Source organism: Flavobacterium cheonhonense, assembly GCF_035671315.1.
GTDB classification, from domain to species: Bacteria; Bacteroidota; Bacteroidia; order Flavobacteriales; family Flavobacteriaceae; genus Flavobacterium; species Flavobacterium cheonhonense.
Map to the genome: position 1 here is coordinate 590735 of NZ_JAXAVY010000001.1, position 23056 is coordinate 613790.

At 37.4% G+C, this 23056-nt stretch carries 19 protein-coding genes; 14 read left to right on the top strand and 5 right to left on the bottom strand.

The window, feature by feature from the left end; all coding sequences use genetic code 11:
* Positions 1 to 105 precede the first annotated feature (105 nt).
* The gene (folB, locus tag SK086_RS02610) at positions 106 to 465 is read right to left on the bottom strand and encodes a dihydroneopterin aldolase (RefSeq protein ID WP_290877300.1); all 360 of its coding nucleotides are present in this window, start codon (positions 463 to 465) and stop codon (positions 106 to 108) included.
* Positions 466 to 582: 117 nt separating this feature from the next.
* Between folB and SK086_RS02615 the strand changes: the two genes are divergently transcribed.
* From SK086_RS02615 to SK086_RS02630, 4 genes are all read left to right on the top strand, one after another.
* A complete protein-coding gene (locus SK086_RS02615; protein ID WP_324689525.1) occupies positions 583 to 2268 on the top strand; it encodes a glutamine--tRNA ligase/YqeY domain fusion protein in 1686 nt (561 codons plus the stop codon).
* A gap of 281 nt (positions 2269 to 2549) precedes the next feature.
* A complete protein-coding gene (locus SK086_RS02620; protein ID WP_290877056.1) occupies positions 2550 to 2879 on the top strand; it encodes a YtxH domain-containing protein in 330 nt (109 codons plus the stop codon).
* A complete protein-coding gene (locus tag SK086_RS02625; protein ID WP_324689528.1) occupies positions 2879 to 3229 on the top strand; it encodes a competence protein in 351 nt (116 codons plus the stop codon). Before SK086_RS02620 ends, SK086_RS02625 begins: the two co-directional genes overlap by 1 nt.
* A complete protein-coding gene (locus SK086_RS02630; protein WP_324689530.1) occupies positions 3230 to 3487 on the top strand; it encodes a DUF6327 family protein in 258 nt (85 codons plus the stop codon).
* A 25-nt stretch (positions 3488 to 3512) separates the two neighbouring features.
* On the opposite strand, the gene SK086_RS02635 is transcribed toward SK086_RS02630, so the two are convergent.
* Positions 3513 to 4499 carry an SPFH domain-containing protein gene (locus SK086_RS02635; protein WP_324689532.1) on the bottom strand — a complete coding sequence of 329 codons (987 nt, stop codon included), beginning with the start codon at positions 4497 to 4499 and terminating at the stop codon, positions 3513 to 3515.
* A 79-nt stretch (positions 4500 to 4578) separates the two neighbouring features.
* Between SK086_RS02635 and SK086_RS02640 the strand changes: the two genes are divergently transcribed.
* Positions 4579 to 5223 carry a PorT family protein gene (locus tag SK086_RS02640; RefSeq protein ID WP_290877068.1) on the top strand — a complete coding sequence of 215 codons (645 nt, stop codon included), beginning with the start codon at positions 4579 to 4581 and terminating at the stop codon, positions 5221 to 5223.
* Positions 5224 to 5252: 29 nt separating this feature from the next.
* Here SK086_RS02640 and gltX read toward each other — a convergent pair whose 3' ends face one another.
* Positions 5253 to 6755, bottom strand: coding sequence for a glutamate--tRNA ligase (gene gltX / locus SK086_RS02645; RefSeq protein ID WP_324689534.1), 1503 nt, complete (start codon positions 6753 to 6755; stop codon positions 5253 to 5255).
* A 209-nt stretch (positions 6756 to 6964) separates the two neighbouring features.
* Between gltX and SK086_RS02650 the strand changes: the two genes are divergently transcribed.
* The 6 genes from SK086_RS02650 (at position 6965) to SK086_RS02675 (ending at position 16779) form a co-directional block, all read left to right on the top strand.
* On the top strand, positions 6965 to 10339 hold the full coding sequence (locus tag SK086_RS02650; protein WP_324689536.1) for a DUF4175 family protein: 3375 nt from the start codon (positions 6965 to 6967) through the stop codon (positions 10337 to 10339).
* The gene (ybeY, locus tag SK086_RS02655) at positions 10332 to 10754 is read left to right on the top strand and encodes an rRNA maturation RNase YbeY (RefSeq protein ID WP_324689538.1); all 423 of its coding nucleotides are present in this window, start codon (positions 10332 to 10334) and stop codon (positions 10752 to 10754) included. Before SK086_RS02650 ends, ybeY begins: the two co-directional genes overlap by 8 nt.
* 3 nt (positions 10755 to 10757) lie before the next feature.
* Entirely contained in the window at positions 10758 to 12629 is a 1872-nt protein-coding gene (mnmG, locus tag SK086_RS02660; protein WP_324689540.1) for a tRNA uridine-5-carboxymethylaminomethyl(34) synthesis enzyme MnmG, read from the top strand.
* A 76-nt stretch (positions 12630 to 12705) separates the two neighbouring features.
* Entirely contained in the window at positions 12706 to 13551 is an 846-nt protein-coding gene (locus tag SK086_RS02665) for a class I SAM-dependent methyltransferase (protein ID WP_290871684.1), read from the top strand.
* Positions 13552 to 13827: 276 nt separating this feature from the next.
* On the top strand, positions 13828 to 14406 hold the full coding sequence (locus SK086_RS02670) for an OmpH family outer membrane protein (protein WP_324689542.1): 579 nt from the start codon (positions 13828 to 13830) through the stop codon (positions 14404 to 14406).
* A gap of 102 nt (positions 14407 to 14508) precedes the next feature.
* On the top strand, positions 14509 to 16779 hold the full coding sequence (locus SK086_RS02675; RefSeq protein WP_324689544.1) for a helix-turn-helix domain-containing protein: 2271 nt from the start codon (positions 14509 to 14511) through the stop codon (positions 16777 to 16779).
* Here the strand turns inward: SK086_RS02675 and SK086_RS02680 are convergent.
* Entirely contained in the window at positions 16771 to 17154 is a 384-nt protein-coding gene (locus SK086_RS02680; protein ID WP_324689546.1) for a DoxX family protein, read from the bottom strand. The genes SK086_RS02675 and SK086_RS02680 overlap by 9 nt on opposite strands.
* A 4-nt stretch (positions 17155 to 17158) precedes the next feature.
* Positions 17159 to 18307: a DNA polymerase III subunit gene (locus SK086_RS02685; RefSeq protein ID WP_324689548.1), complete on the bottom strand. Its 1149-nt coding sequence runs from the start codon at positions 18305 to 18307 to the stop codon at positions 17159 to 17161.
* Between the two features lie 234 nt (positions 18308 to 18541).
* On the opposite strand from SK086_RS02685, the gene SK086_RS02690 reads away from it, so the two are divergent.
* From SK086_RS02690 to SK086_RS02700, 3 genes are all read left to right on the top strand, one after another.
* Positions 18542 to 19729 (top strand): phosphoglycerate kinase, encoded by a 1188-nt coding sequence (locus tag SK086_RS02690; protein ID WP_324689550.1) that lies wholly within the window; start codon positions 18542 to 18544, stop codon positions 19727 to 19729.
* A gap of 88 nt (positions 19730 to 19817) precedes the next feature.
* Positions 19818 to 22046, top strand: a complete 2229-nt coding sequence (locus SK086_RS02695; RefSeq protein ID WP_324689552.1) for a LysM peptidoglycan-binding domain-containing protein — start codon at positions 19818 to 19820, stop codon at positions 22044 to 22046.
* Positions 22047 to 22084: 38 nt separating this feature from the next.
* A complete protein-coding gene (locus SK086_RS02700) occupies positions 22085 to 23056 on the top strand; it encodes a DUF4837 family protein (RefSeq protein WP_324689553.1) in 972 nt (323 codons plus the stop codon).

Consider the following 23056-nt stretch of genomic DNA (forward strand, 5'->3'; position numbering starts at 1 on the left):
GGACGGCAAATATACTAAAAAGTTTTAATTTTAGATTGTTGATTAACGATTTTTGATTTTTGATTTCATTCTGCATTCAACAATCTTAAATCGCCAATCTTAAATCTAACTTCTGTATTCTTCCAATTCAATAGTAACTGCTTCAACATCACCGCCTATTGGTGGATTGAGTTTAGAAACCGCTAATACTATTCTGGATACTGAAGGGATTTCTTTGAATATTCTGGACACAATTCGCTGGGCTACATGTTCTAATAATTTAGAACGAATAGCCATTTCATCTACCACAATTTTGTTTAAAAGTACATAATCTACTGTGTCTTTTAGGTCATCACTGACTGATGATTTTCTTAAATCGGTTTTAATCTCCAAATCTACTCTGTAATCAGAACCGATTCGAGCTTCTTCTTCCAAACAACCATGAAAGGAAAAGGTTCTTATATTTTGTAATTTAATTGTTCCCATTGGTTAAGTTTCGGGTTTAGAGTGGTTAGTTTAGAGTTGTTAGTAATTGAACAAACTTACAATCCGTAACTTGTAACTCGTAACGTTTTTAATATCTTTGCTAAAATTACAAAAATAATGGCAACAGAAGAGAAGTCACTTAATTTCCTCGAACAAATTATTGAAGAAGATTTGAAAAATGGTTTGTCTCAAGACAAATTGCGTTTTCGTTTTCCACCGGAACCTAACGGGTATTTACACGTTGGTCATGCCAGTGCCATTTGTTTAAACTTTGGTTTAGGAATTGATTATCAGGCGCCTGTGAACTTGCGTTTTGATGATACCAATCCCGCTAAAGAAGAGCAGGAATACGTGGATGCTATTAAAAAAGATATTGAATGGTTGGGTTACCAATGGGCTAACGAATGTTATGCTTCTGATTATTTCCAACAATTATACGATTGGGCTGTTGCATTTATTAAGAAAGGAAAGGCCTATGTAGACAGCCAAACTTCGGAGGAAATGGCCAAGCAAAAAGGAACACCAACACAAGTTGGTACCAATTCTCCTTACCGCGATCGTTCGGTGGAAGAGAATTTAGACCTTTTTGAACGCATGAAAAATGGTGAATTTGATGAAGGAACTCATATTTTGCGCGCTAAAATCGATATGGCTTCGACTAATATGCTGATGCGTGACCCAATTATGTATCGCATCTTAAAAAAGCACCATCACCGAACCGGAAATGATTGGTGTATATACCCAATGTATGATTGGGCACATGGAGAAAGCGATTATTTAGAACAGATTTCCCATTCGTTTTGTACGCTTGAATTTTTACCGCACCGCGAGTTGTATGACTGGTTTTTAGACCAAGTTTACGATGAGACTAAAGTGCGTCCGAAACAACGAGAATTCGCCAGAAGAAATTTATCACACACAGTGGTTTCTAAAAGAAAACTTTTGCAATTGGTTGAAGAAAAACACGTTAGTGGTTGGGATGATCCTCGAATGAGTACTATTTCCGGTATGCGTCGCAGAGGTTATCCGCCTATGGCTATCCGAAATTTTGCTAAAACCATCGGTATTGCCAAACGTACTAACTTAATAGATGTTTCCTTACTGGAGTTCTGTGTTCGCGAAGAATTGAACAAAACCGCACCTCGTGTAATGGCAGTTTTGAATCCGGTAAAATTGGTAATTACGAATTATCCTGAAGGTCAGGAAGAATGGTTAGAAGCTGAGAATAATCCTGAAGAAGAAATAATGACCTATAGAAAAGTGCCTTTTTCCAAAGAGTTATATATCGAAAGAGAAGATTTTCAAGAAGAGGCTAATAAGAAATTTTTCCGTCTGACTTTAGGTACTGAAGTACGTTTAAAAAATGCTTACATCATTAAAGGAGAGAGTGTTATCAAAGATGAAAACGGGAACATTACCGAAATTCATTGTACGTATGATACCGATTCTCGCAGCGGAAGTGGTACAGAAGCGTCTCAAAGAAAAGTAAAAGGTACCATTCACTGGGTTTCTATCAATCATGCTATACCGGCTGAAGTTCGTGTATACGACCGATTATTTACCCATGAAAGTCCGGATGGCAACAAAGAAATCGACTTTAAAGAATTTATCAATCCGAATTCATTAGAAGTGATTACCGGTTTTGTAGAACCAAGTTTGCAATCTGCTAAAAATTTAGACCAGTTCCAATTCCAACGTTTGGGATATTTTTGCGTTGATAAAGATTCATCGACCGAAAAATTAGTTTTTAACAAAACGGTTGGCTTAAGAGATACTTGGGCCAAAGTGGAAAACAAAGACTAAATCAAGTATAGAAAAATCAAATGAAAAGCTCGCATAATCGTGGGCTTTTTCTATTATTAATAAAACTTATTGTTTTAATAAAAAGTATAATTTCATTTGATTAAAATTAACCTTCATAAATCGGTTTTATTTGATTTTTAAAAATCCTTAAGGTGATTTTATAGTCTTTGTAGTAAACCTCTTTTATATTGCTTTAAAATCATTTTTTATCATTTAACGGCTTATTAACTGGCTTTGGTTAAAAATTTCGTAACTTTAATCAAATTAAAATTTCAAATATTATGTCAGGAAGAAGTAGCGACAGTATTTTGGCACTTTTAGCCGGAGCTGCCATTGGAGTAGGTATCGGAATTTTGTTTGCACCCGATAAAGGTTCAAAAACGAGAGAAAAAATTAAAAACGGTTTTGATGATTTGAAAGATGACGTAAAATCCAAATTCAACTCAGCAGAAGAAGAAGCCAAAGAAAAATTTTCTCAAACCAAAGACGAGTTAAAAGAAACTGTCGAAAATTTGTTATCTAAATCGAGTTATAAAGCGGAAGAAGCTATTACCTTTTTAGAAGAAAAATTAGCCGAGCTTAAAAAACAAAACGCCAAATTACAGAAGTAATGCCTTTTGAAGAAATAAAAGAAAATGTAGAAGACATTCAGGAGAATGCCAAAGCTTATGTAGAAACCAGTTTGGCCTATTATAAACTTTGGGGTTTTAAAGTAGCCATGAAGTCGACTACTTTAATGGTCAAGTTTTTACTAATTGCACTTTGTTTGACTATTGTTTTATTGTTTGTTTCAATCGCAGGTGCTTTGGCCTTAGGACGATGGTTTAACAGTTATCCACTAGGATTTTTAGCGGTAGCCGGTGTTTATTTAGTATTAGCAATGCTCTTATTTTTAGTAAAAGATAAAATTGTAGAAGGACCAATTTTAGAGAAGTTCTCAGAAATATTTTTTAACGATTAAATGATGGAAACCAAAAAGTATGCTTCTTATGCCGAGATTGAGCACGATTTAGAGATTCTGAAATTGGAAAAAGAAATCTATTTCCAGAAAATGAAGCTCAGCTATGAGAAAACTAAAGATAGCATTTTCCCTTCGGAACCGGTTCAAGGGTTTTATGCCGTTTATAAAAAATTGTTTTCCGGAACTTTAGGCAGCATTTTAAAGATAGCATTACCATACGTAATCGGTTGGTTTATAAATAGAAAAAGAGGCGATTAAGCCTCTTTTTTGTATTCCCTAGTTGTTACTTTTTCGGTTCTTCCGGATTGGAAGTGTCCGACGGATTGTAATCGGTGGAAGTGTGATCTTCTTTCTTTTTAATGCGTTTAGGGGCGTTTTTCATCACTTCACCAACTTGGTTACTGGCGGTAAAACTCGCCACCATGTTGTTCAACATATCGCTTCCGGCTTGAGGTGAATTAGGTAACAAGATTAAGTTCGAGTTGGTATCGGCACCAATAGCTTGTAAAGTATCATAGTGTTGTGTTACCACAATCAATGCCGAAGCTTCTTGCGAATTGATGCCTACATTATTCAATACTTCCACACTTTCTACCAAACCGCGCGCAATTTCTCTTCTTTGATCAGCTATACCTTGCCCTTGTAAGCGTTTGCTTTCAGCTTCGGCTTTGGCTTTGGCTACAATACGGATTCTTTGGGCTTCCGATTCGAATTCGGCTGCAGTTTTTTCTCTATCAGCCGCGTTGATTCGGTTCATTGCATTTTTTACTTGCATGTCCGGATCGATATCCGTTACTAAGGTGTTGATAATGTCGTAACCATAAGTCATCATCGCTTCGTTTAATTCGCGTTTCACGGCTATCGCGATATCGTCTTTTCTTTCAAAAACATCGTCTAATTTCAATTTCGGCACCTCGGCACGAACTACATCAAACACATAAGCCGTAATTTGATCGTGAGGATATTCTAACTTATAAAAAGCTTCATACACTTTTTCTTGGATGACTTTAAACTGAACCGACACTTTCATTTTTACGAATACGTTGTCTTTGGTTTTGGTTTCGATGATGACATCCAATTGTTGAATCCTCAAATTAACACGACCTGCAATTCGGTCGATTACCGGAATTTTAAGCTGCAAACCCGAGTTGCGGATGCTCAAAAACTTACCGAATCGTTCTACGACTACAGCCGTTTGTTGCTTTACGGTAAAAAAGCAAGCGAACAGAAAAAGAACACCAAATACAATTGGGATGATAATAAATTCCATACTATTTTAAATTTTAGTGATTAAAATAGGTTGTACGAAAATATATGTATGTTTGTTACAAATTAACTGTCAACATTACATGAACAAAAAACTTACTTTGCTATTGTTGTTTTTTGCAACTTTAGGTTTCGCTCAATACGGTAACCGAGATGGGAATCGTATCGGTATTTCAGCCGGAATTTCACAAACTACTTTATTCACCAACAACTTCAAAGCTTCTCCAGGTATGGGTTTTGCGGGCGGACTTTCCGTTCGTGGTAATTATTACAACAATTGGAGCATGATTTACGGGATGCAGTTTTTTAGCAATAACTTCTCTTTGGAATCTTCCTTTAATCAAGATATCAAATACAATATTCAAGGTGTTCAAGTACGTATTTTGTTCAGTTATAATGTGGTGGAAGACCACGTGTCTCTGGATTTTGGTCCGGTTTTGCAAGTCAACGGCAAACTTAAAGTAGATCCAACCGATGAAAACCGAATCCTGAAAGGAACGTTGTTAGCGGCCAATCAAATTGTGGATATATCACCGGTTAGCGGTAATTTCTATTTGGGATGTTCTGCCGGTAGTAAAACCATCAGAGCAGTACTTTTTTATGAATACGGTTTTACCAACATCTTAAACAAACTCAACAAAGACGATGCTTTAAAAGTGTTGAATAACGGTGATACCTTTAAGGGAAATTTAGGTAGTATTAACGGACAAGTGATTATTAATCTATAAAAGAAAAGCCCCGAATCTCGGGGCTTTTTTTATAATGTAGCTATCGCTTTTTCCAGTCGTTTGATGGTTTCTTCTTTTCCAATCAATTCCACGATATCAAAAAGATGTGGTCCTTTGAGCGCGCCAACCAAACTCAAACGGAAGGGTTGCATCACTTTTCCCATACCAATTTCGTTTTTGGTCATCCAATCTTTTACGATGGTTTCGATGTTGACAGACGTAAAATCACCTATATTTTCCAATACCGAAATCAATTGTTGCATCAAATGCGGCGTATCTTCTTTCCAGTTCTTAGCTGCTTTTTCATCATAAGCTGTAGGTGCTACAAAGAAATAATCGGCCAAATCCCAAAATTCTGAAACAAAATTGGCACGCTCTTTAATTAACGATACTACTTTTGTCACATCGAGCGCAGTCGAGATGCCTTTTTCAGCTAAAGTTGGTGCAAAAGCTTCTGCTAAACTTTCATTGCTTTGTTGTTGTAAATAGTGGTGATTGAACCATTTGTTTTTCTCCGGATCAAATTTGGCTCCGGCTTTGTGTACGCGATTCAAATCGAATTTTTCAGCCAATTCTTCTAAAGAAAAGATTTCCTGTTCGGTGCCGTCGTTCCAACCTAATAAGGCCAAAAAGTTCACTACTGCTTCCGGGAAAAATCCTTTTTCTCGGTAACCCGATGAAACACCTTCTTCGCTTTTCCACTCTAACGGAAATACCGGAAAGCCCATTTTATCGCCATCGCGTTTGGATAATTTTCCGTTCCCGATAGGTTTTAAAATTAGTGGTAAATGTGCAAATTCAGGCGCTTCCCAACCAAAGGCTTTATACAATAAGCTGTGTAATGGCAAACTTGGCAACCATTCTTCTCCACGAATCACATGTGAGGTTTCCATCAAATGGTCATCTACTATATTCGCCAAATGGTACGTTGGCATGCCATCTGACTTAAACAATACTTTATCGTCTAACAAATTGGTTTCAAACTTTAAGTCACCGCGAATAATATCATGCAAATTCAAAGTCTCGTTTACAGGCGTTTTAAATCGAATGACATAAGCTTCTCCATTGGCAATTCTTTTTTCGGTTTCTGTTGCCGAAAGAACTAAAGAAGTATCTAATTTTTCACGGTTGTGCCAATTGTAAATAAAAGTTTTCCCTTCGGCTTCGTGTTGCTTTCTGTGGTTGTCCAGTGCTTCAGCTGTGTCAAAAGCATAGTAAGCCCAGCCTGAATGTACCAACTGATCCGCATATTGTTGGTACAAATGCTTTCTTTCGCTTTGGCGATAAGGTCCGAATTTTTCATTTTTCGCAACGGTTTCACTCGGCGCAATGCCTAACCATTCCAATGCTTCAAAAATGTATTGTTCCGCTCCGGGAACAAAACGATTTTGGTCGGTATCTTCAATTCGCAAATAGAATACACCGTTGTGTTTTTTGGCAAATAAATAATTAAATAAGGCTGTTCTCACACCACCAATGTGCAATGGTCCGGTTGGACTTGGAGCAAAACGAACTCTAACTGGTCTTGACATTTTTATAATTTAGGGTTATTCATATTAACACTGAGCTTGTCGAAGTGTGTGCAAAGATAAACAGAAGTTGGAAGTTGGAAGTTAGAAGTTGGAAGTTTTTGATTTGTCTTACCGCTTCATTTTCAAGACGTTTTCATTGACAAATTTTTAACGTTGGTTATTCACCAAAAATTGTACATTTATCGGTTATAAAAAAGATTGGCTAAAAATTGGAAAAATCAACCCTTATTTATCAGAAGTTAGAAGACTTTATTCGAAAGTTTTACACCAATGAATTGCTGCGCGGCACTATATTTTTCGTCGGCATTGGTTTGCTTTATTTTATCTTCACGCTGTTTGTTGAGTATTTCTTATGGCTTAAACCTGCAGCGCGAACCGTTTTGTTTGTGCTTTTTGTAGCGGTAGAATTGTTTCTTTTGTTGCGATTCATCTTGTTTCCACTTTTTAAGTTATTCAAATTGCAAAAGGGAATTGACTACAATCAGGCGTCAAATATTATCGGAAACCATTTTAATGAAGTAGGCGATAAGCTAACCAACTTTTTACAATTGTCACAAGACCGAAACCAATCGGAACTCCTTTTGGCTTCGATTGAACAGAAAGCTGCCACTTTACAGCCAATTCCTTTTGGCAATGCCATCAATTTAGGCAAGAATAAAAAGTATTTACCACTGGCTGTGATTCCGATTTTGTTCTTTTTGTTTTTCCTGATCTCGGGAAAAGGAGAAATTTTATCACAAAGTTTCAATCGTGTGGTAAACTTCAAACAACAATTTACACCGCCGGCACCTTTTGAAATTGTGTTGGTGAACAATAATTTGCAAACCGAACAGAACAAAGATTTCTTAGTGAAAGTTAAAACGGTTGGTAAAGTTGTTCCGGAAAATGCGATGATTTTTATAGGCGATGAAAGTTACTTTATGGAAACTACTAAAGCAGGAGAATTTGAATTTGTCATTCCGAAACCATCCGAAGATATTGAATTTCATATCGAAGCTAACGAAGTCAGTTCGCACGATTATGAACTTAAAGTAGTTACGGTTCCTTCCATAGCCAACTTCGAAATGATTCTGAATTTCCCGGTTTATTTGAATAAAAAAGCGGAGGTAATCAAAGGCACCGGAAATGCTGTTATTCCTGAAGGAACCAAAGTTACTTGGCGAATGAACACTTTGGCTACTCAAAAAGTGGACTGGGTGAATGCTACCAATCGATTTACTTTCGCTAAACAAGATAATGTCTTTACGTTGTCGAAAAGTATACTGCAAAATGTAGAGTATCAAATTTTGACCTCAAACAATAAAGTGCAGCACTACGAAAAGTTGAATTATCAGATTTCTGTCATCAAAGACCAATTTCCAACGATAACAGTCAACAATGCACCGGATAGTTTAAAAGTCAATAAGAATTATGTGCTCGGACAAGTTTCTGACGATTACGGACTTTCTAAGCTGCAAATTGTTTATTATCTTAAGGATAAACCGAACACAGCTAAAAAAGCGCTTATCAACGTTAAGAAAGATGTTTATGATCAGTTTGTGTTTGCTTTTCCGAGTAATCTTCCGGTAGAAGAAGGTGTTTCATATGAGTACTATTTTGAGATTTTCGATAATGATGCCATTCACAATTTCAAAAGCTCCAAATCAGCTGTATTCAGCAACCGCATTGCGACTGAGACCGAGAAACAAGATGAAATGTTGCAACAGCAAAATGACAATATCAATTCGTTAGCCAAATCGTTAAAAGCCCAAGACAAACAATTGTCCGAAATGGAGAAGTTGCAAAAAATGGGTAAAGAGAAGGATAATTTAGATTACAAAGAGCAACAAAAAGTTAACGATTTCATTCAACGTCAAAAGCAACAAGACGAAATGATGAAAGAGTTTTCAGAGAAGATGAAGGAGAATTTGGAGCAATTTAAATCGGAGAAAAAAGACGAGAAGAAAGAATTATTGCAAGACCGTTTAGAGAAAACCAAAGAAGAATTGGAGAAGAACAAAAAGTTGTTGGATGAACTGCAAAAGCTGAATGATAAAATCAGCAAAGAAGAGTTGTTCGAAAAAATGCAAAAATTCCAACAAGCGAGTAAAAACCAAACCAAGAGTTTAGAGCAGTTGGTTGAGCTAACCAAGCGTTATTACGTTGAAAAGAAAGCGGAACAAATAGCCAATAAACTAGATAAACTTGCGGATAAGCAAGACAAGTTGGCCGATAAAGTTGAAGAGAATTCAGCAGAGAAGCAAGAGGACATCAATAAGGAGTTTGATAAGCTTCAGCAAGAATTAAACGAATTAGAACAGGAAAACAAAGAGTTGAAATCACCAATGGATATTCCCAATTCAGATGAGCAAGAGAAGAGCATAGAGGATGACATGAAGAATGCTAAGGAGCAATTGCAAAAGCAACAAAAAGAGAAAGCGAAGCCAAAGCAAAAGAGTGCTGCCAAGAAGATGAAACAAATGAGCCAGAAAATGGCAGAGCAAATGCAGTCTGGTGATATGGAACAAATGGAAGAAGATGTGGCTATGTTGCGCCAGATTTTGGACAATTTGTTAGCATATTCATTTTCTCAAGAAGAGGTGATGAAGCAGTTCAAAAATTTGAAACGTGGCGCACCCTCTTTCAATAAAAATCTTAAAATACAACAAGATTTGAAGCAGCAATTTAAACATGTTGATGACAGTTTATTTGCCATGTCATTGCGCAACCCTAAAATTGCCGAAGACGTAACTAAGGAGATTGGTAACGTTCAATATAACGTTGACAAAGCACTCGAAACGTTAGCTGAAGCTAATGTATCTAAAGGAAATTCTCACCAGCAATATGCTGTTTCTTCAGCCAATAGATTGGCGGATATGCTTAGTGACGTTCTTAATAGTATGCAAATGTCTCTTCAAATGGAAGGACAGGGTAAAGGCAAACCTAAACCTGGTCAAGGTCAAGGTGCCGGTATGCAGTTGCCGGATATTATCAAAAAGCAGGAAAGTCTTGCTGACAAGATGAAGAAAGGCATGAAAAAGGGTGAGAAACCTGGTGAAGGACAAGAAGGTAAAGAAGGTGAAAAGCAGGGTCAAGGTCAACAAGGCAGTAAAGAAGGTAAAGGTCAAAAAGGTGGAAATTCAGGCCAAAGCCAAGGGAACGAAAAAGGAGGTGAGCAAGGACAAGATGGTGAAGGCGATGCAAAAGCTATTATGGAAATTTACAAAGAACAGCAGCAATTGCGTGAAGCTTTAGAAAAAGAATTAAAGAAACAGGGCATTGGTGGTAATGGTCAAAACGCTTTAGAACAAATGAAGCAAATTGAGAAGCAATTATTGAATAAAGGCTTTAATAATGAAACTTTACAGAAAGTTCTAAATCTTAAATACGAACTGTTGAAACTTGAAAAGGCAGTGCAACAACAAGGACAAGATAAGAAGCGCCAATCAGAAACCAATAAGAAAGAATTTAGTAATCAAGCCAATGCTTTGCCAACAAGGTTACAAGAATATTTAAACAGCATTGAAATTTTAAATAGACAAAGCTTACCTTTGCGCTCCAATTTTAACCAGAAGGTTCAAGAATACTTTATCAATAATGATTAGTTTTAATTACGAATGCGATTTTGCTTTAGATAATGAATCTGCTTTTGCGGCTTGGTTAACCGAAGTCATTAAATCCGAAATAAAGAACGAAGGCGAGATTAACTATATATTCTGCGACGATGACTATTTGCTTGAAATTAACAAGCAATATTTAGATCACGATACGCTAACAGACATTATCAGCTTTGATTATTCTGTGGGAAATGAACTACACGGCGATATTTTCATTTCTATTGAACGCGTTAAAGATAATGCAGCAGATTTTAATGTCTCTTTTGAAGATGAATTAAAACGCGTTATGGTTCACGGTGTTTTGCACTACTGTGGTTATAAAGATAAATCTGATGCTGATGAGCAATTAATGCGCGTGAAGGAAGAAGAAAAAATGAAGATGTTCCACGTGAAACACAATTAGAAAATGTTTTTAGAAAAATACGATACTATTGTTGTGGGTGCCGGCCATGCCGGTTGTGAAGCCGCCGCGTCAGCGGCCAATTTAGGTTGTAAAACTTTATTGGTCACGATGAGTTTGCAAAACATTGCTCAAATGTCTTGCAATCCTGCCATGGGAGGAATAGCCAAAGGTCAAATCGTTCGAGAGATTGATGCTTTGGGTGGTTACTCCGGAATTGTTTCTGATAAAACAGCAGTGCAGTTCAAAATGCTGAACAAATCCAAAGGGCCTGCCATGTGGTCGCCTCGCGTTCAAAGTGACAGAATGCGGTTTTCTGAAGAATGGCGTTTGATGTTGGAAAGAACGCCTAATCTTGATTTTTATCAAGAGATGGTTAAAGGGCTTTTGATAAAAAATAACAAGGTTGAAGGAATTGTAACTTCTCTTGGAATTGAGATTAAAGCCAAAACGGTTATTTTAACCAACGGTACTTTTTTGAATGGGTTAATTCATATTGGCGACAAGCAATTTGGCGGCGGTAGAGCAGGAGAAAGTGCAGCTTTTGGTATTACTGAAGATTTGATTAATGTTGGGTTCCAAGCCGGTAGAATGAAAACCGGAACACCGCCCAGAGTTGACGGTCGTTCTTTAGATTATTCTAAAATGCGTGAAGAGCCCGGAGATTTAGTGCCGGACAAGTTTTCATATACTGATGAGACTAAACCGTTGACGCACCAATTACTTTGTCATATGACCTACACTTCTAATGAAGTACATAATATTTTGCGTGAAGGATTTGATCGCTCACCTATGTTTAATGGTAGAATTAAAAGTATTGGCCCAAGATATTGTCCTTCTATAGAAGATAAGATTAATCGTTTCGCCGACAAGGAAAGACACCAATTATTTGTTGAGCCAGAAGGATGGAATACCGTAGAAGTTTATGTAAATGGCTTCTCAACTTCTTTGCCTGAGGATATTCAGTTTAAAGCATTGCGTTCTGTGGAAGGTTTTGAAAAAGTGAAGTTTTTCCGTCCCGGTTATGCGATAGAGTATGATTATTTTCCGCCAACGCAATTAAAACACACTTTAGAAACCAAGTTGGTTGAAGGTTTGTATTTTGCCGGACAAATTAACGGTACGACGGGTTATGAAGAAGCTGCGTCTCAAGGTTTAATGGCCGGAATTAATGCTGCTTTAAAAGTCAAAGAAATGGAACCTATGATTCTTCGCAGAGATGAAGCTTACATCGGAGTTCTAATTGATGACTTAATTACTAAAGGAACGGAAGAACCCTATCGCATGTTTACTTCACGTGCTGAATACCGAACGCTTTTACGTCAGGATAATGCCGACTTCAGGTTAACGCCTAAATCTTATGAAATTGGTTTAGCCTCTGAGAAGAGAATGCGGCGTATGGAACATAAATTCAACGAGAGTGAAAAGATGGTGAATTTCTTCAAAGAAACCAGTTTGACACACGAAGAAGCCAATCCGATTTTAGTCGAAAAGGAAAGTTCTCCTATGACGCAATCGGATAAGATGTTTAAAGTTTTCTCACGTCCGCAAATTGACTTAGAAGATATACTGAAGTTCGAAAAAGTACAGCAATACATTCAAGATAACGATTTGGATAAAGAAATTATCGAACAAGCCGAAATCCAAGTTAAGTATTCCGGTTATATCGAAAAAGAGAGAAACAATGCTGAAAAGCTAACGCGTTTAGAAGATATTAAAATCCCCGAGAATTTCGATTATTATAAAATAAAATCCATGTCGATTGAAGCCAAGCAAAAATTAACGGCTATTCGACCAGTGACCATTTCACAAGCCTCAAGAATCAGTGGTGTTTCGCCAGCCGATATTTCGGTTTTGTTGATTTATATGGGTCGATAATTTAAAAACAGATAACCTAATCGTTTTGCGTTCCACGTGAAACTAACTTTGCCAAGCCTTACCAATTAAGAGTTCTATGAGTTTTCAAAACAATATTTTTTTTCAAAAAGTCAAAGATTATTCGGTTTCTAAAGAAATGTTCGAATTGCATCACAATCCCGAATACGATCTTTTAATGACCTTTCCCAAACCAAGTTTGGACAAATTACCGTCTTATTACGAAAGCGACGATTATATTTCACATACCGATGGGAAGCGATCCTTATTTGAAAGAGTGTATCATTTCATCAAAGGCATTGCCTTGAAAAATAAATTGAAATTAATTAATGCACAATCGGCTAAAGGAAAATTATTAGACATTGGTGCGGGAACAGGCGATTTTTTAGTAGTAGCCAAAAACGACGGTTGGAATATTACCGGAATTGAGCCTAGTGCAAAAGCCAAAGGAATTGCTATCAACAAAGGTGTAAACTTTGCTGATAGTTTATCAGATTTAGAAAGCCATTCTTTCGACATTATTACCATGTGGCATGTATTAGAACACGTTCCAAATTTAGAAGACTATTTATCCGAATTGAAAAGATTAATTAAACCAACCGGTACCATAATTATTGCCGTGCCAAATTTTAAATCGTTTGATGCTAATTTTTATGGCAGACATTGGGCAGCTTATGATGTCCCGAGACATATTTGGCATTTCTCCAAAACAGCTATTGAAAAATTATTTGAAGAAAAAGGAATTCAATTAACAGCTGTTTTGCCAATGAAGTTTGATAGTTTTTACGTGAGCTTGCTGTCTGAAAAATACAAAACCGGTCGTATGAATTTCATTAGGGCTTTTTTCGTCGGTTTGAAGTCAAATCTCAACGGAAAGAAAACAAAAGAGTATTCTTCGCATATTTATATCCTAAAAAATCAATAAAATTGAAATAAATTAGCATATTTTAACGAAATCGCTTCCGGTTAAGCTCTTGGTTTACTAAAACAGGATGCTCGCTTAAATCGCTTTATTTGAAGCCAATTTCAATAATGCTATATTATAGCATTTTTAAATTCAATAATTAAAAGCTATTCTGGCTTTCAGCCTTTTTTTCAGCCTAATTATTGTCTTTATTTTATATTTTTGAAACGAAAAATTAATTTATCTAAACCATAGTGAAATTATAAATTCACTTGTACCAAAAATCAATTCTATATCATGAGTAAAAAAACAGTTATCCTTTTTGCATTGGCCATCTCATTTCTATCATGCAATAAAACGACAGAAGTAAAAGAATTCAAAACAGCCTATATCGATACTTCTAAATTGATGGAAGAATCAACAGAAGCCAAAGACATCGCCGAAAAATACAAAGACAAATCCAAAGTTATGGGTAGCCAATTGGAAGTGGAAGTGAATCGTTTCAAATCAGAAGCGGCTAATTTTCAAAAAAATGCACAGGCTAACGGACAAGTTTGGGCACAACAAAAAGGAGCCGAATTACAAAGAAGAGAGCAAGAATTAAGCTACGCGCAACAAGCGATGTTACAACAATTACAAAGCGAAAGCGGAGTTGAAATGGATTCATTAGTAAGTACTTACAGAAAAGTAATCAAAGAATACGGTAAGGACAAAGGTTATGATTACATCTACGGAACCGGAGATATTGCCTCTGTACTATATGCTAAAGACAGTTATGATATCACCAAAGAAATCATCAAATTAGTCAACGAAAAATACAAGTCAGCCGAGAAAAAAGAAGAAAAACCGGCAGCTAAAAAAGAGGAAAAGAAATAAATTGCTATCCTAACCAATCTTCAAAGCGTCTTTTTAAGGCGCTTTTTTGTTGTGTATTGAAACACAATGCTTTACATTTGTATAAGATAAAACTTATAAGCCATGAAATCTGTAACTGCCGAAGCCCGATATGTATTGCAATTTATCAACCAAACCAATTGCTCTGTTTTTTTAACGGGAAAAGCCGGTACCGGCAAGACAACTTTACTTAAAGAAATCATTCAAACGACTCACAAAAATACAGTCGTTGTAGCGCCAACCGGGATAGCCGCATTGAATGCAGGAGGCGTTACAATTCACTCTATGTTCCAGTTGCCGTTTGGTGGTTTTTTACCCGATAATTCTTCGCCGCAATTCACGGATTCATCTAAGTTTGAAAGCCGATTAACGCTTCGAAGACACTTCAAAATGAGCGGCTTAAAAAAGGCAGTAATTCGCAATATGGAATTGCTGATCATTGATGAAGTCAGTATGCTTCGTGCTGATTTATTGGACGCAATGGATTTTATGATGCAAACTGTCCGTAAAAACAACCAAGCTTTCGGAGGAGTACAAGTGTTATTTATTGGCGATTTGCTCCAATTGCCGCCGGTGATCCGAGAGGACGAATGGCGAACGTTAAGCCGATACTACAAAGGAAAATTCTTTTTTCATGCGCATGTCATCGAGAAAAGTCCACCAATTTACATCGAATTGTCTAAGATTTTCCGCCAAACAGATGACACTTTTATTTCGGTCTTGAATAACCTGAGAGTCAACAAGATTACCGCGAAGGACATTCAAGTTTTAAACCAATTCGTCCAACCTAAATTCGATTTAAAAGCCAACAAAGGTTACATCACTTTAACTACGCATAATCACAAAGCTGATACGATTAATGCGCAATCTTTAGCCGATTTAGAAGGAGAAATTTTTGTGTATCGGTCGGATGTAATAGGCGACTTTCCGGATAAAATTTTCCCACTGGAAGAAAAACTTGAATTGAAAGTCGGCGCTCAAATCATGTTCATCAAAAACGACAGCACTCCGGAAAAGAAATTTTTCAACGGAAAAATGGGGATTATCCAAACCTTGTCGGAGCGTGAAATTTGGGTGCATTTTCCGGAAGAAAATATGACAATTGAAGTCGAAAAATACGTTTGGGAAAACATCCGATACACTGTAAACGAAAACACCAAAGAGATAGAAGAGGAAGTTTTAGGCACTTTTACCCATTATCCCATTAAATTGGCTTGGGCGATTACGGTACACAAAAGCCAAGGATTAACCTTTGATAAAGCTGCGCTTGATGTAGCCGATGTTTTTTTGCCCGGGCAGGCCTATGTGGCTTTATCGCGTTTGCGTTCGTTAAATGGCCTCGTATTGCTTTCTCCGTTGCAAATGAATGGGATTTCCAGCGACCAAGAAGTGATGAATTATGCTTCTAACAAGGCAGAAAGCGTAACCTTAGAAAATACGTTACACAAAGAAACCAAAAATTTTATCCGTAACTACCTGATGACCGCTTTCGATTGGTCGGTATTGCTCCAAGAATGGCGCAATCATTTATACAGCTACAACGAGAAAACGGATTTATCGTTCAAAACCCAACACAAAGATTGGGCAATTAAGCAATGGGAAACCTTGCAACAGCTAACCGATCCGTCACACAAATTCATCGCGCAACTCAATAAATTATTTTCGGAAGAGGTTGATTTTCATTTTATTAAAAACAGAATTTTTTCGGCTTACGATTACTTTTTTCCGATACTTGATCAATTAACGCACGACATTCTCTGGCAGCTGGAAGAAGTAATCCGAATGAAAAAAGCCAAAGCTTATTTCGAAGAATTAATCGTGCTGGAAGAACTCCAAACCAAAGCAGTAATCCGATTGATGAAAGCCAAACAATTGATAGCAACTGTAGCCAATGGTGAAACCATCTCCAAAGAAAGCCTGTCTTCGGAAGCAATCAAAACCTATCGATTTACTAAAGCAGAAACTGTTCGTCAAGCCTATAAAAACAGTCATCTTTCGCTGATAGACGAAGAAGAACCATCGCGTTACGCCAAAAAGAAAAAGCAAAAAGAACCGAAAAAATCTACGGTTCAAGAAACCTACGAACTTTGGCTGCAACAGTATACCATCAAAGAAATTGCAGCCGTCAGAAAGTTAACAGTCCAAACCATCAGCTCGCATTTAGCCAAATTAATCGAGACAGAAACTATAGCCATTTCAGCCATATTGCCGGAGGACAAGATAGCAGCCTTAGCCCAAGCCTTCAAAGATCACAAAGAAGAATCGTTGGGCAGTTTAAAAGAAAAATACGGAGACGAATTTACTTGGGATGAATTGAAAATGTACCAAGCGGCCAGAAAAAGTGGTTTAACTTAACCACCAAACGGCTAAAACCGAAGGCACAAAGTAAATGGCAATCGTACGCGCACCGTCGTAATCTTTAGCCAAGCGCTGCCCTAAAAGCAAGAAGATTAAAGTCACCGACGAAAAAATCGCGCCATACAATCCCCAAGTTTTGCCGCCGTTAACCCATAATTCAACGCAGCCGACCAAAGTAAAAACGCCGGTAATCAACTCCAAAACGAGTATAATGAACAAGGCCAAAGGCACATTGTTTTTTAAAATGGTTTGGGCAAAATGACCTTTCAACCATTCAACGTTGCCTTTCCAGGCAAATACTTTATCATAAGCCGATTGTACAAAGGTAACCGCTAAAAAAAGTAAGACTAAAATAGAGGCAGTATTGTTCATGGGTTTAATTTTTATGGATTAATCGTGTTAGTTTTATAGACAAATCAGTTAATATAATCTTAGCGTTTCCGTTACGCTCAATATGATACGAAGCATCGGAAAGCTCTTTGAAAATTTCAGTGATATTATTTCCGGTGACAAAGGGAGCGAATTTTTCCAATTTAAAACCTTCTACTTCAGGTTCCAAATACACCAATTTTTCGGTTTGGTAATTCAGCAATAACGCTTGGCGAAACAAATCGGTGCAATACGCCAAAAATTGTTTTTGGCCTTCGCGACCAATAGTGGCCAATTCTTCGCTCCAGGAAATCAAATCCTGAATAGCCGAAGCATTTCCCTTGGCTCTGAACGCCGCTCGAACCCAATCTACAAACCATTTCTCAAACGGAAAATCGTTGTTGTCATTGTTCAAAATGTGAATGGCCTTGTTGTAATTGCCTTGTGATAAATGGGCCACTTTCAAAGCCGAAGGTTCATCTAAAAAATACTTTTCGCGCATGGCTTTGGCAATCACAGTTTCAGGCAAAGCCCCAAAATGCAATACTTGGCAACGGGAACGAATGGTTTGAATGATGTCTTCCTCGTTTTCAGAAATTAAAATGAAAAGCGTTTTATCCGGCGGTTCTTCTAAAAGTTTAAGCAATTTGTTCGAGGCTTCGATGTTCATTTTTTCCACCATCCAAACAATCATTACTTTGTAACCGCCTTCGTAAGATTTTAAGGCTAACGATTTTAAAATATCCTGCGCATCTTCTACGCGAATCATTCCCTGCTTTTTTTCTACGCCCAAATGTTTGTACCAATCGAACAAACTTCCGTAGGGATTTTTTAAAACAAAGGCACGCCAATCGGCGATAAAATCAGCACTTTTGGGTTTCGATTTTACGTCTTCGTTGGCTACATTCGGATAAATAAAATGTAAATCGGGATGCGATAAGGTTTGGAATTTCAAGTTACAACTTTCGTTGCCGCCCGAGTTTTCCATACCCGAATTCAGACACAAAACATACTGTGCATAAGCAATAGCCATAGGCAATGTGCCGCAACCTTCCGGACCAACAAACAATTGCGCGTGCGGAATTCTTCCCGAAGAAGCGCTTTGCATCAAATGGTTTTTGAGGTATTCCTGACCGAGTATTTCTGAAAACTGCATAGAGCAAATATAGCGCAATTTTTTTCCTAATAGAAAATCAAATTTCAGCCATTATACTACAGCCGCCAGAAATCGGCTCAATCTGTAATAACCGATAGCTGTTTCAGTATATTCTTGAAAATAAATTGCTTAAGTCTTAAAAAATCCTTAAAAAACATCGATAAAAGCTACAAAAAGAACGGTAAAATTAAATTTTACTATATTTGCACGGATTCAAAACCTTTATCATTTCCAATGAAAACATTACAAGATTTCAATTTTAACGCCAAAAAAGCCATTATTCGAGTTGATTTTAACGTGCCTTTAGACGAGCATTTTAACGTAACAGATGCCAATCGTATTGAAGCTGCAAAACCAACTATCGATAAAATTTTGGCCGACGGCGGAAGCGTTATCTTGATGTCGCATTTGGGAAGACCAAAAGGAAAACAAGATCAATTTTCACTAAGACACATCGTTTCTAAAGCCTCAGAAGTTTTAGGTATTCCGGTTCTTTTTGCTGAGGATTGTCGCGGAACAGTGGCACAAAATGCTGCTCAAAATTTGAAACCCGGACAAGTACTGTTGTTGGAAAATCTCCGTTTTTATGCAGAAGAAGAAGCCGGCGATGTGAATTTCGCTAAAGAATTAGCTTCGTTAGGTGACATTTATGTGAATGATGCTTTCGGAACAGCCCACAGAGCGCACGCTTCCACAACGATTATTGCTCAATTTTTCCCAACCGATAAGTGTTTTGGGTTGCTTTTAGCCAAAGAAATTGACAGCTTAAATAGAGTGTTAAATAACTCCGTAAAACCGGTGACCGCTGTTTTAGGAGGTTCAAAAGTTTCTTCGAAAATCACCGTAATCGAAAATATTTTAGACAAAGTAGACCACATGATTATTGGCGGTGGAATGACGTTTACTTTCGTGAAAGCTTTGGGCGGAAAGATAGGTGATTCTATTTGTGAAGATGACAAACAAGAATTAGCCTTGGAAATTTTGCGTTTGGCCAAAGAAAAAAATGTACAAATCCATATTCCGGTTGATGTGGTAGCTGCCGATGCTTTTGCCAACGATGCCAACACTCAAATTGTTGACGTTCGTGAAATTCCCGACGGTTGGCAAGGTTTGGATGCCGGACCAAAATCGTTGGAGCATTTCAAAAAAGTCATCATGGATTCTAAAACAATTCTTTGGAACGGACCATTAGGCGTTTTTGAAATGGAAACCTTTGCCAAAGGAACGATTACATTAGGTAATTTTATAGCCGAGTCAACAGCCAACGGCGCTTTTTCTTTAGTGGGCGGAGGCGATTCGGTTGCAGCTGTAAAACAATTCGGATTAGAAGACAAAATGAGTTATGTTTCTACCGGAGGCGGTGCTATGCTGGAGATGTTAGAAGGAAGAGTTTTACCGGGAATTGCAGCCATTTTAGACTAAATATCCGGTAACACAATAAAAGACAATTAATTGCGTTATTAATAGGTTAATTAATAACAACACAAATACCACAAAACAAACAAGACTTATGACTGTAAAAAAAATAACGTCTTTGGCTTTAATTTTACTTTCCTCGGCAGTTTTTGCCCAAGATTCTATTATTAAAGTACCTATCAAAAAGACGCCGCTTACCCAACGACAATATCTCGATTCCATCAAAGCTACTTTTGTACACGATAACATTGCCCAATGTATCGACAGCATGTGGATGAAGGAATTGGCAAGTTTGGACTTGTATGAGGAATTGACTTTAGACATCAAAAACATCAATGTTGATGAAAAGGTGGACTACGAATTACCGACCGAACTTTTAAAAGAACGGCTTAAAAAGTTAGACGAAAAATCGCCGTTCAACATCGAGTATAATGTTGGTTTAGAAAACGTAATCAAATCGTTTTTGAAAAACAGAAAGCGCTCTTTCGAAAGATTGATGGGTATTTCTCAATTCTATTTTCCTTTGTTTGAAGAAGCTTTAGCGGCTCAGAATATTCCATTAGAAATCAAATATTTATCGGTGGTAGAATCAGCTCTTAACCCAAGAGCGGTTTCACGTGTGGGCGCTACCGGTTTATGGCAGTTTATGTACCAAACCGGTAAACAATACGGTTTGAAAGTTGATACTTATGCTGATGACCGAAGAGATCCGTTAAAAGCAAGTGCTGCTGCAGCCCAATACATGAAAAACATGTATGCCATTTTTGGCGATTGGGATTTGGTTTTGGCCTCTTACAATACCGGTCCGGGTAACGTAGCTAAAGCGATTCGTCGTTCAGGCGGAAAGCAAAACTACTGGAACATCAGACCGTATTTGCATAAAGAAACCCAAGGGTATGTACCGGCATTTTTAGCTACGATGTACATTTTTGAATACCACAAAGAACACGGCATCAAACCGGACAGATCTATTGCGAATCATTTTGCAACCGATACAGTGATTATTAAAAAGTCACTGACGTTCAAACAACTTTCAGAATTGTTAGATGTTTCAGTAGCGGAACTTCAGTTTTTGAACCCGACTTACAAAAGAGAAGAAATACCGTTTATCACCGGAGAAAGTCATTTCTTAAGATTGCCGGTAGATAAAATCGCCGTCTTTACTTCTAATGAAGAGAAGATTTACGCTTATGCAGATTACGAATCCAGCCGAAGAGAAAAGCCATTTCAATCGATGTTGGCTTCCAGAGATTCAATCGGTTCTTCCAAAATTAAATACCACAAAGTACGCCGTGGCGACAGTTTAGGCGAGATTTCAGATAAATATGGCGTTTCCATGTCAGATTTGAAAAAATGGAACCGACTAAGAAGCAACAAAGCACCTTTAGGCAGAAGCTTGAAAATTTACACCAACGAAAACACTGCGGTAGCAGTAACTTCTAAACATACTACTAAAGATACTGCATCAATAGCTGCAGCTTCCTCATCTAATAAAATTTTTAAAGAGGAAAAAGTGGTTAGCTATAAAGATGTAGTCAAGTATTACCGAGTGAAAAGCGGCGATAACTTAGGCGAGATCTCGGATAAGTACGGTGTTTCTGTAGCAGAAATTAAAAAATGGAACAAGTTAAAAAGCAATAATATCGCTCTTGGAGCCAGTTTGAAAATTATCAAAAATGAGCGTGTAGTTACTACTGTCAGAAAAGAAGTGAAAGCGGATAAAATAGAAACAGCAGTTGCTTCCAACGACAACAACACCGAAGGCAATACCCAAGCTTCAGATTTTTATGAAGTACAAAAAGGAGATAATTTGTTCAGCATTGCCAAAAAATTCAATGTCAGCATTGAAGATTTAAAAAAATGGAACAACCTCGAGGATTTAAATGTGCAATTAGGTTCGAAATTGGCCTTGGCTAACAAAGAAGAATCAGCCATAGCCGAAGCTCCGAAAACAGAAACTAAAATCGTAGAACACAAAGTTAAAAAAGGCGAATACTTAGGCACCATTGCTAAAAAATACAATGTAACTGTAGCCGAAATTAAAGAATGGAACAGTTTAGAAGATAACAATGTAAAATTGGGCGAAACCTTAATTGTTTCTAAAAAAGAAGTAGCAGTTAGCGAAGCTAAATCCTCTAAAAAAGAGGACATAGCCGCCAACGAAAGAAGTGAAGCCAAATTGTACTACGTTAAAAAAGGCGACTCACTGTTCAGCATTGCTAAAAAATATCCGGGTGTAACCATATCCGACATTAAAAAATGGAACGGCATCAAAAACGAAAGTTTAAAGCCGGGGATGAAGTTGAAAATTAACAACGGTTAATCCGAAAATCTTCTCTAAATTTGGGTTTTATTTCAGTTATGAATAAAACCCTTTTTTTATGGCTTTTGGTTGCGGTTGTCGCGAGTTCTTGCTCGTTTAAAAAGGACAATTTTTCCGAGGAATCTTCAGCGGCCATTAATACCATAGCGGTTATTATTGACGACCAACTTTGGAACGGAGAAGTAGGCGATAGCATTCGCAACAAATTTGCGTCACCGGTTTTAGGCTTACCACAAGAAGAACCGCTCTTTACCATTAATCAATATCCGGTTAAACTTTTTGAAGGATTTTCTACGGATTCCCGAAATATTATCATTGTAAAAAAAGGCAATGAAACCAAATTTGAAATTAAAGAGAACGAATTTTCTGCACCGCAAAATGCCGTTCATATCACCGGAAAATCTACCACTGAAATCATTGCTTTACTGGAGGAGAATGCGCCTAGTATCATTCAAAAGATGCGCGACATAGAAATCGCCCAAAACCAAAAGATTTTCAAAGATTCCTTGTTGGATACCAAAAAAATCCAAAAGAAATTCAACATCGATTTGCTTATTCCTTCAAAATACGAATATGTCATGCGACGCAAGAATTTCATTTGGCTCAAGAGCGAAATTACCAGCGGCAATACCAGCATCATCATTTATCAATTGCCTTGGCACAGCATTCACAGTGGCAGTGCTGTAAATGATATTGTCCGTACTCGAGATTCAATAGGCAGAAAGTACATTCATGGCTCGGCTCCCAGAACCCGTATGCTAACCGAAGAGGCTTATTCGCCATATTTTTCTAAAATCACTTTGGCCAACCGAAAAACGTATGAAACCAAAGGCACTTGGCAAATGAAAAACGACTTTATGTCGGGACCGTTTATCAATTACACCATTTTCGACAAACCCAACAAACGCATTTTAGTGCTGGAAGGTTTTTGCTACGCACCGTCAAAAGAAAAAAGAGATTTGATGTTTGAATTGGAATCCATCATCAAGTCGATTCAATTCCAAAAATAA

Bases quoted from the DNA above. Each gene is read 5' to 3' on its own strand.
- folB (WP_290877300.1), bottom strand. From the start codon at position 465: ATGGGAACAATTAAATTACAAAATATAAGAACCTTTTCCTTTCATGGT.
- SK086_RS02615 (WP_324689525.1), top strand. From the start codon at position 583: ATGGCAACAGAAGAGAAGTCACTTAATTTCCTCGAACAAATTATTGAA.
- SK086_RS02620 (WP_290877056.1), top strand. From the start codon at position 2,550: ATGTCAGGAAGAAGTAGCGACAGTATTTTGGCACTTTTAGCCGGAGCT.
- SK086_RS02625 (WP_324689528.1), top strand. From the start codon at position 2,879: ATGCCTTTTGAAGAAATAAAAGAAAATGTAGAAGACATTCAGGAGAAT.
- SK086_RS02630 (WP_324689530.1), top strand. From the start codon at position 3,230: ATGATGGAAACCAAAAAGTATGCTTCTTATGCCGAGATTGAGCACGAT.
- SK086_RS02635 (WP_324689532.1), bottom strand. From the start codon at position 4,499: ATGGAATTTATTATCATCCCAATTGTATTTGGTGTTCTTTTTCTGTTC.
- SK086_RS02640 (WP_290877068.1), top strand. From the start codon at position 4,579: ATGAACAAAAAACTTACTTTGCTATTGTTGTTTTTTGCAACTTTAGGT.
- gltX (WP_324689534.1), bottom strand. From the start codon at position 6,755: ATGTCAAGACCAGTTAGAGTTCGTTTTGCTCCAAGTCCAACCGGACCA.
- ybeY (WP_324689538.1), top strand. From the start codon at position 10,332: ATGATTAGTTTTAATTACGAATGCGATTTTGCTTTAGATAATGAATCT.
- mnmG (WP_324689540.1), top strand. From the start codon at position 10,758: ATGTTTTTAGAAAAATACGATACTATTGTTGTGGGTGCCGGCCATGCC.
- SK086_RS02665 (WP_290871684.1), top strand. From the start codon at position 12,706: ATGAGTTTTCAAAACAATATTTTTTTTCAAAAAGTCAAAGATTATTCG.
- SK086_RS02670 (WP_324689542.1), top strand. From the start codon at position 13,828: ATGAGTAAAAAAACAGTTATCCTTTTTGCATTGGCCATCTCATTTCTA.
- SK086_RS02675 (WP_324689544.1), top strand. From the start codon at position 14,509: ATGAAATCTGTAACTGCCGAAGCCCGATATGTATTGCAATTTATCAAC.
- SK086_RS02680 (WP_324689546.1), bottom strand. From the start codon at position 17,154: ATGAACAATACTGCCTCTATTTTAGTCTTACTTTTTTTAGCGGTTACC.
- SK086_RS02685 (WP_324689548.1), bottom strand. From the start codon at position 18,307: ATGCAGTTTTCAGAAATACTCGGTCAGGAATACCTCAAAAACCATTTG.
- SK086_RS02690 (WP_324689550.1), top strand. From the start codon at position 18,542: ATGAAAACATTACAAGATTTCAATTTTAACGCCAAAAAAGCCATTATT.
- SK086_RS02695 (WP_324689552.1), top strand. From the start codon at position 19,818: ATGACTGTAAAAAAAATAACGTCTTTGGCTTTAATTTTACTTTCCTCG.
- SK086_RS02700 (WP_324689553.1), top strand. From the start codon at position 22,085: ATGAATAAAACCCTTTTTTTATGGCTTTTGGTTGCGGTTGTCGCGAGT.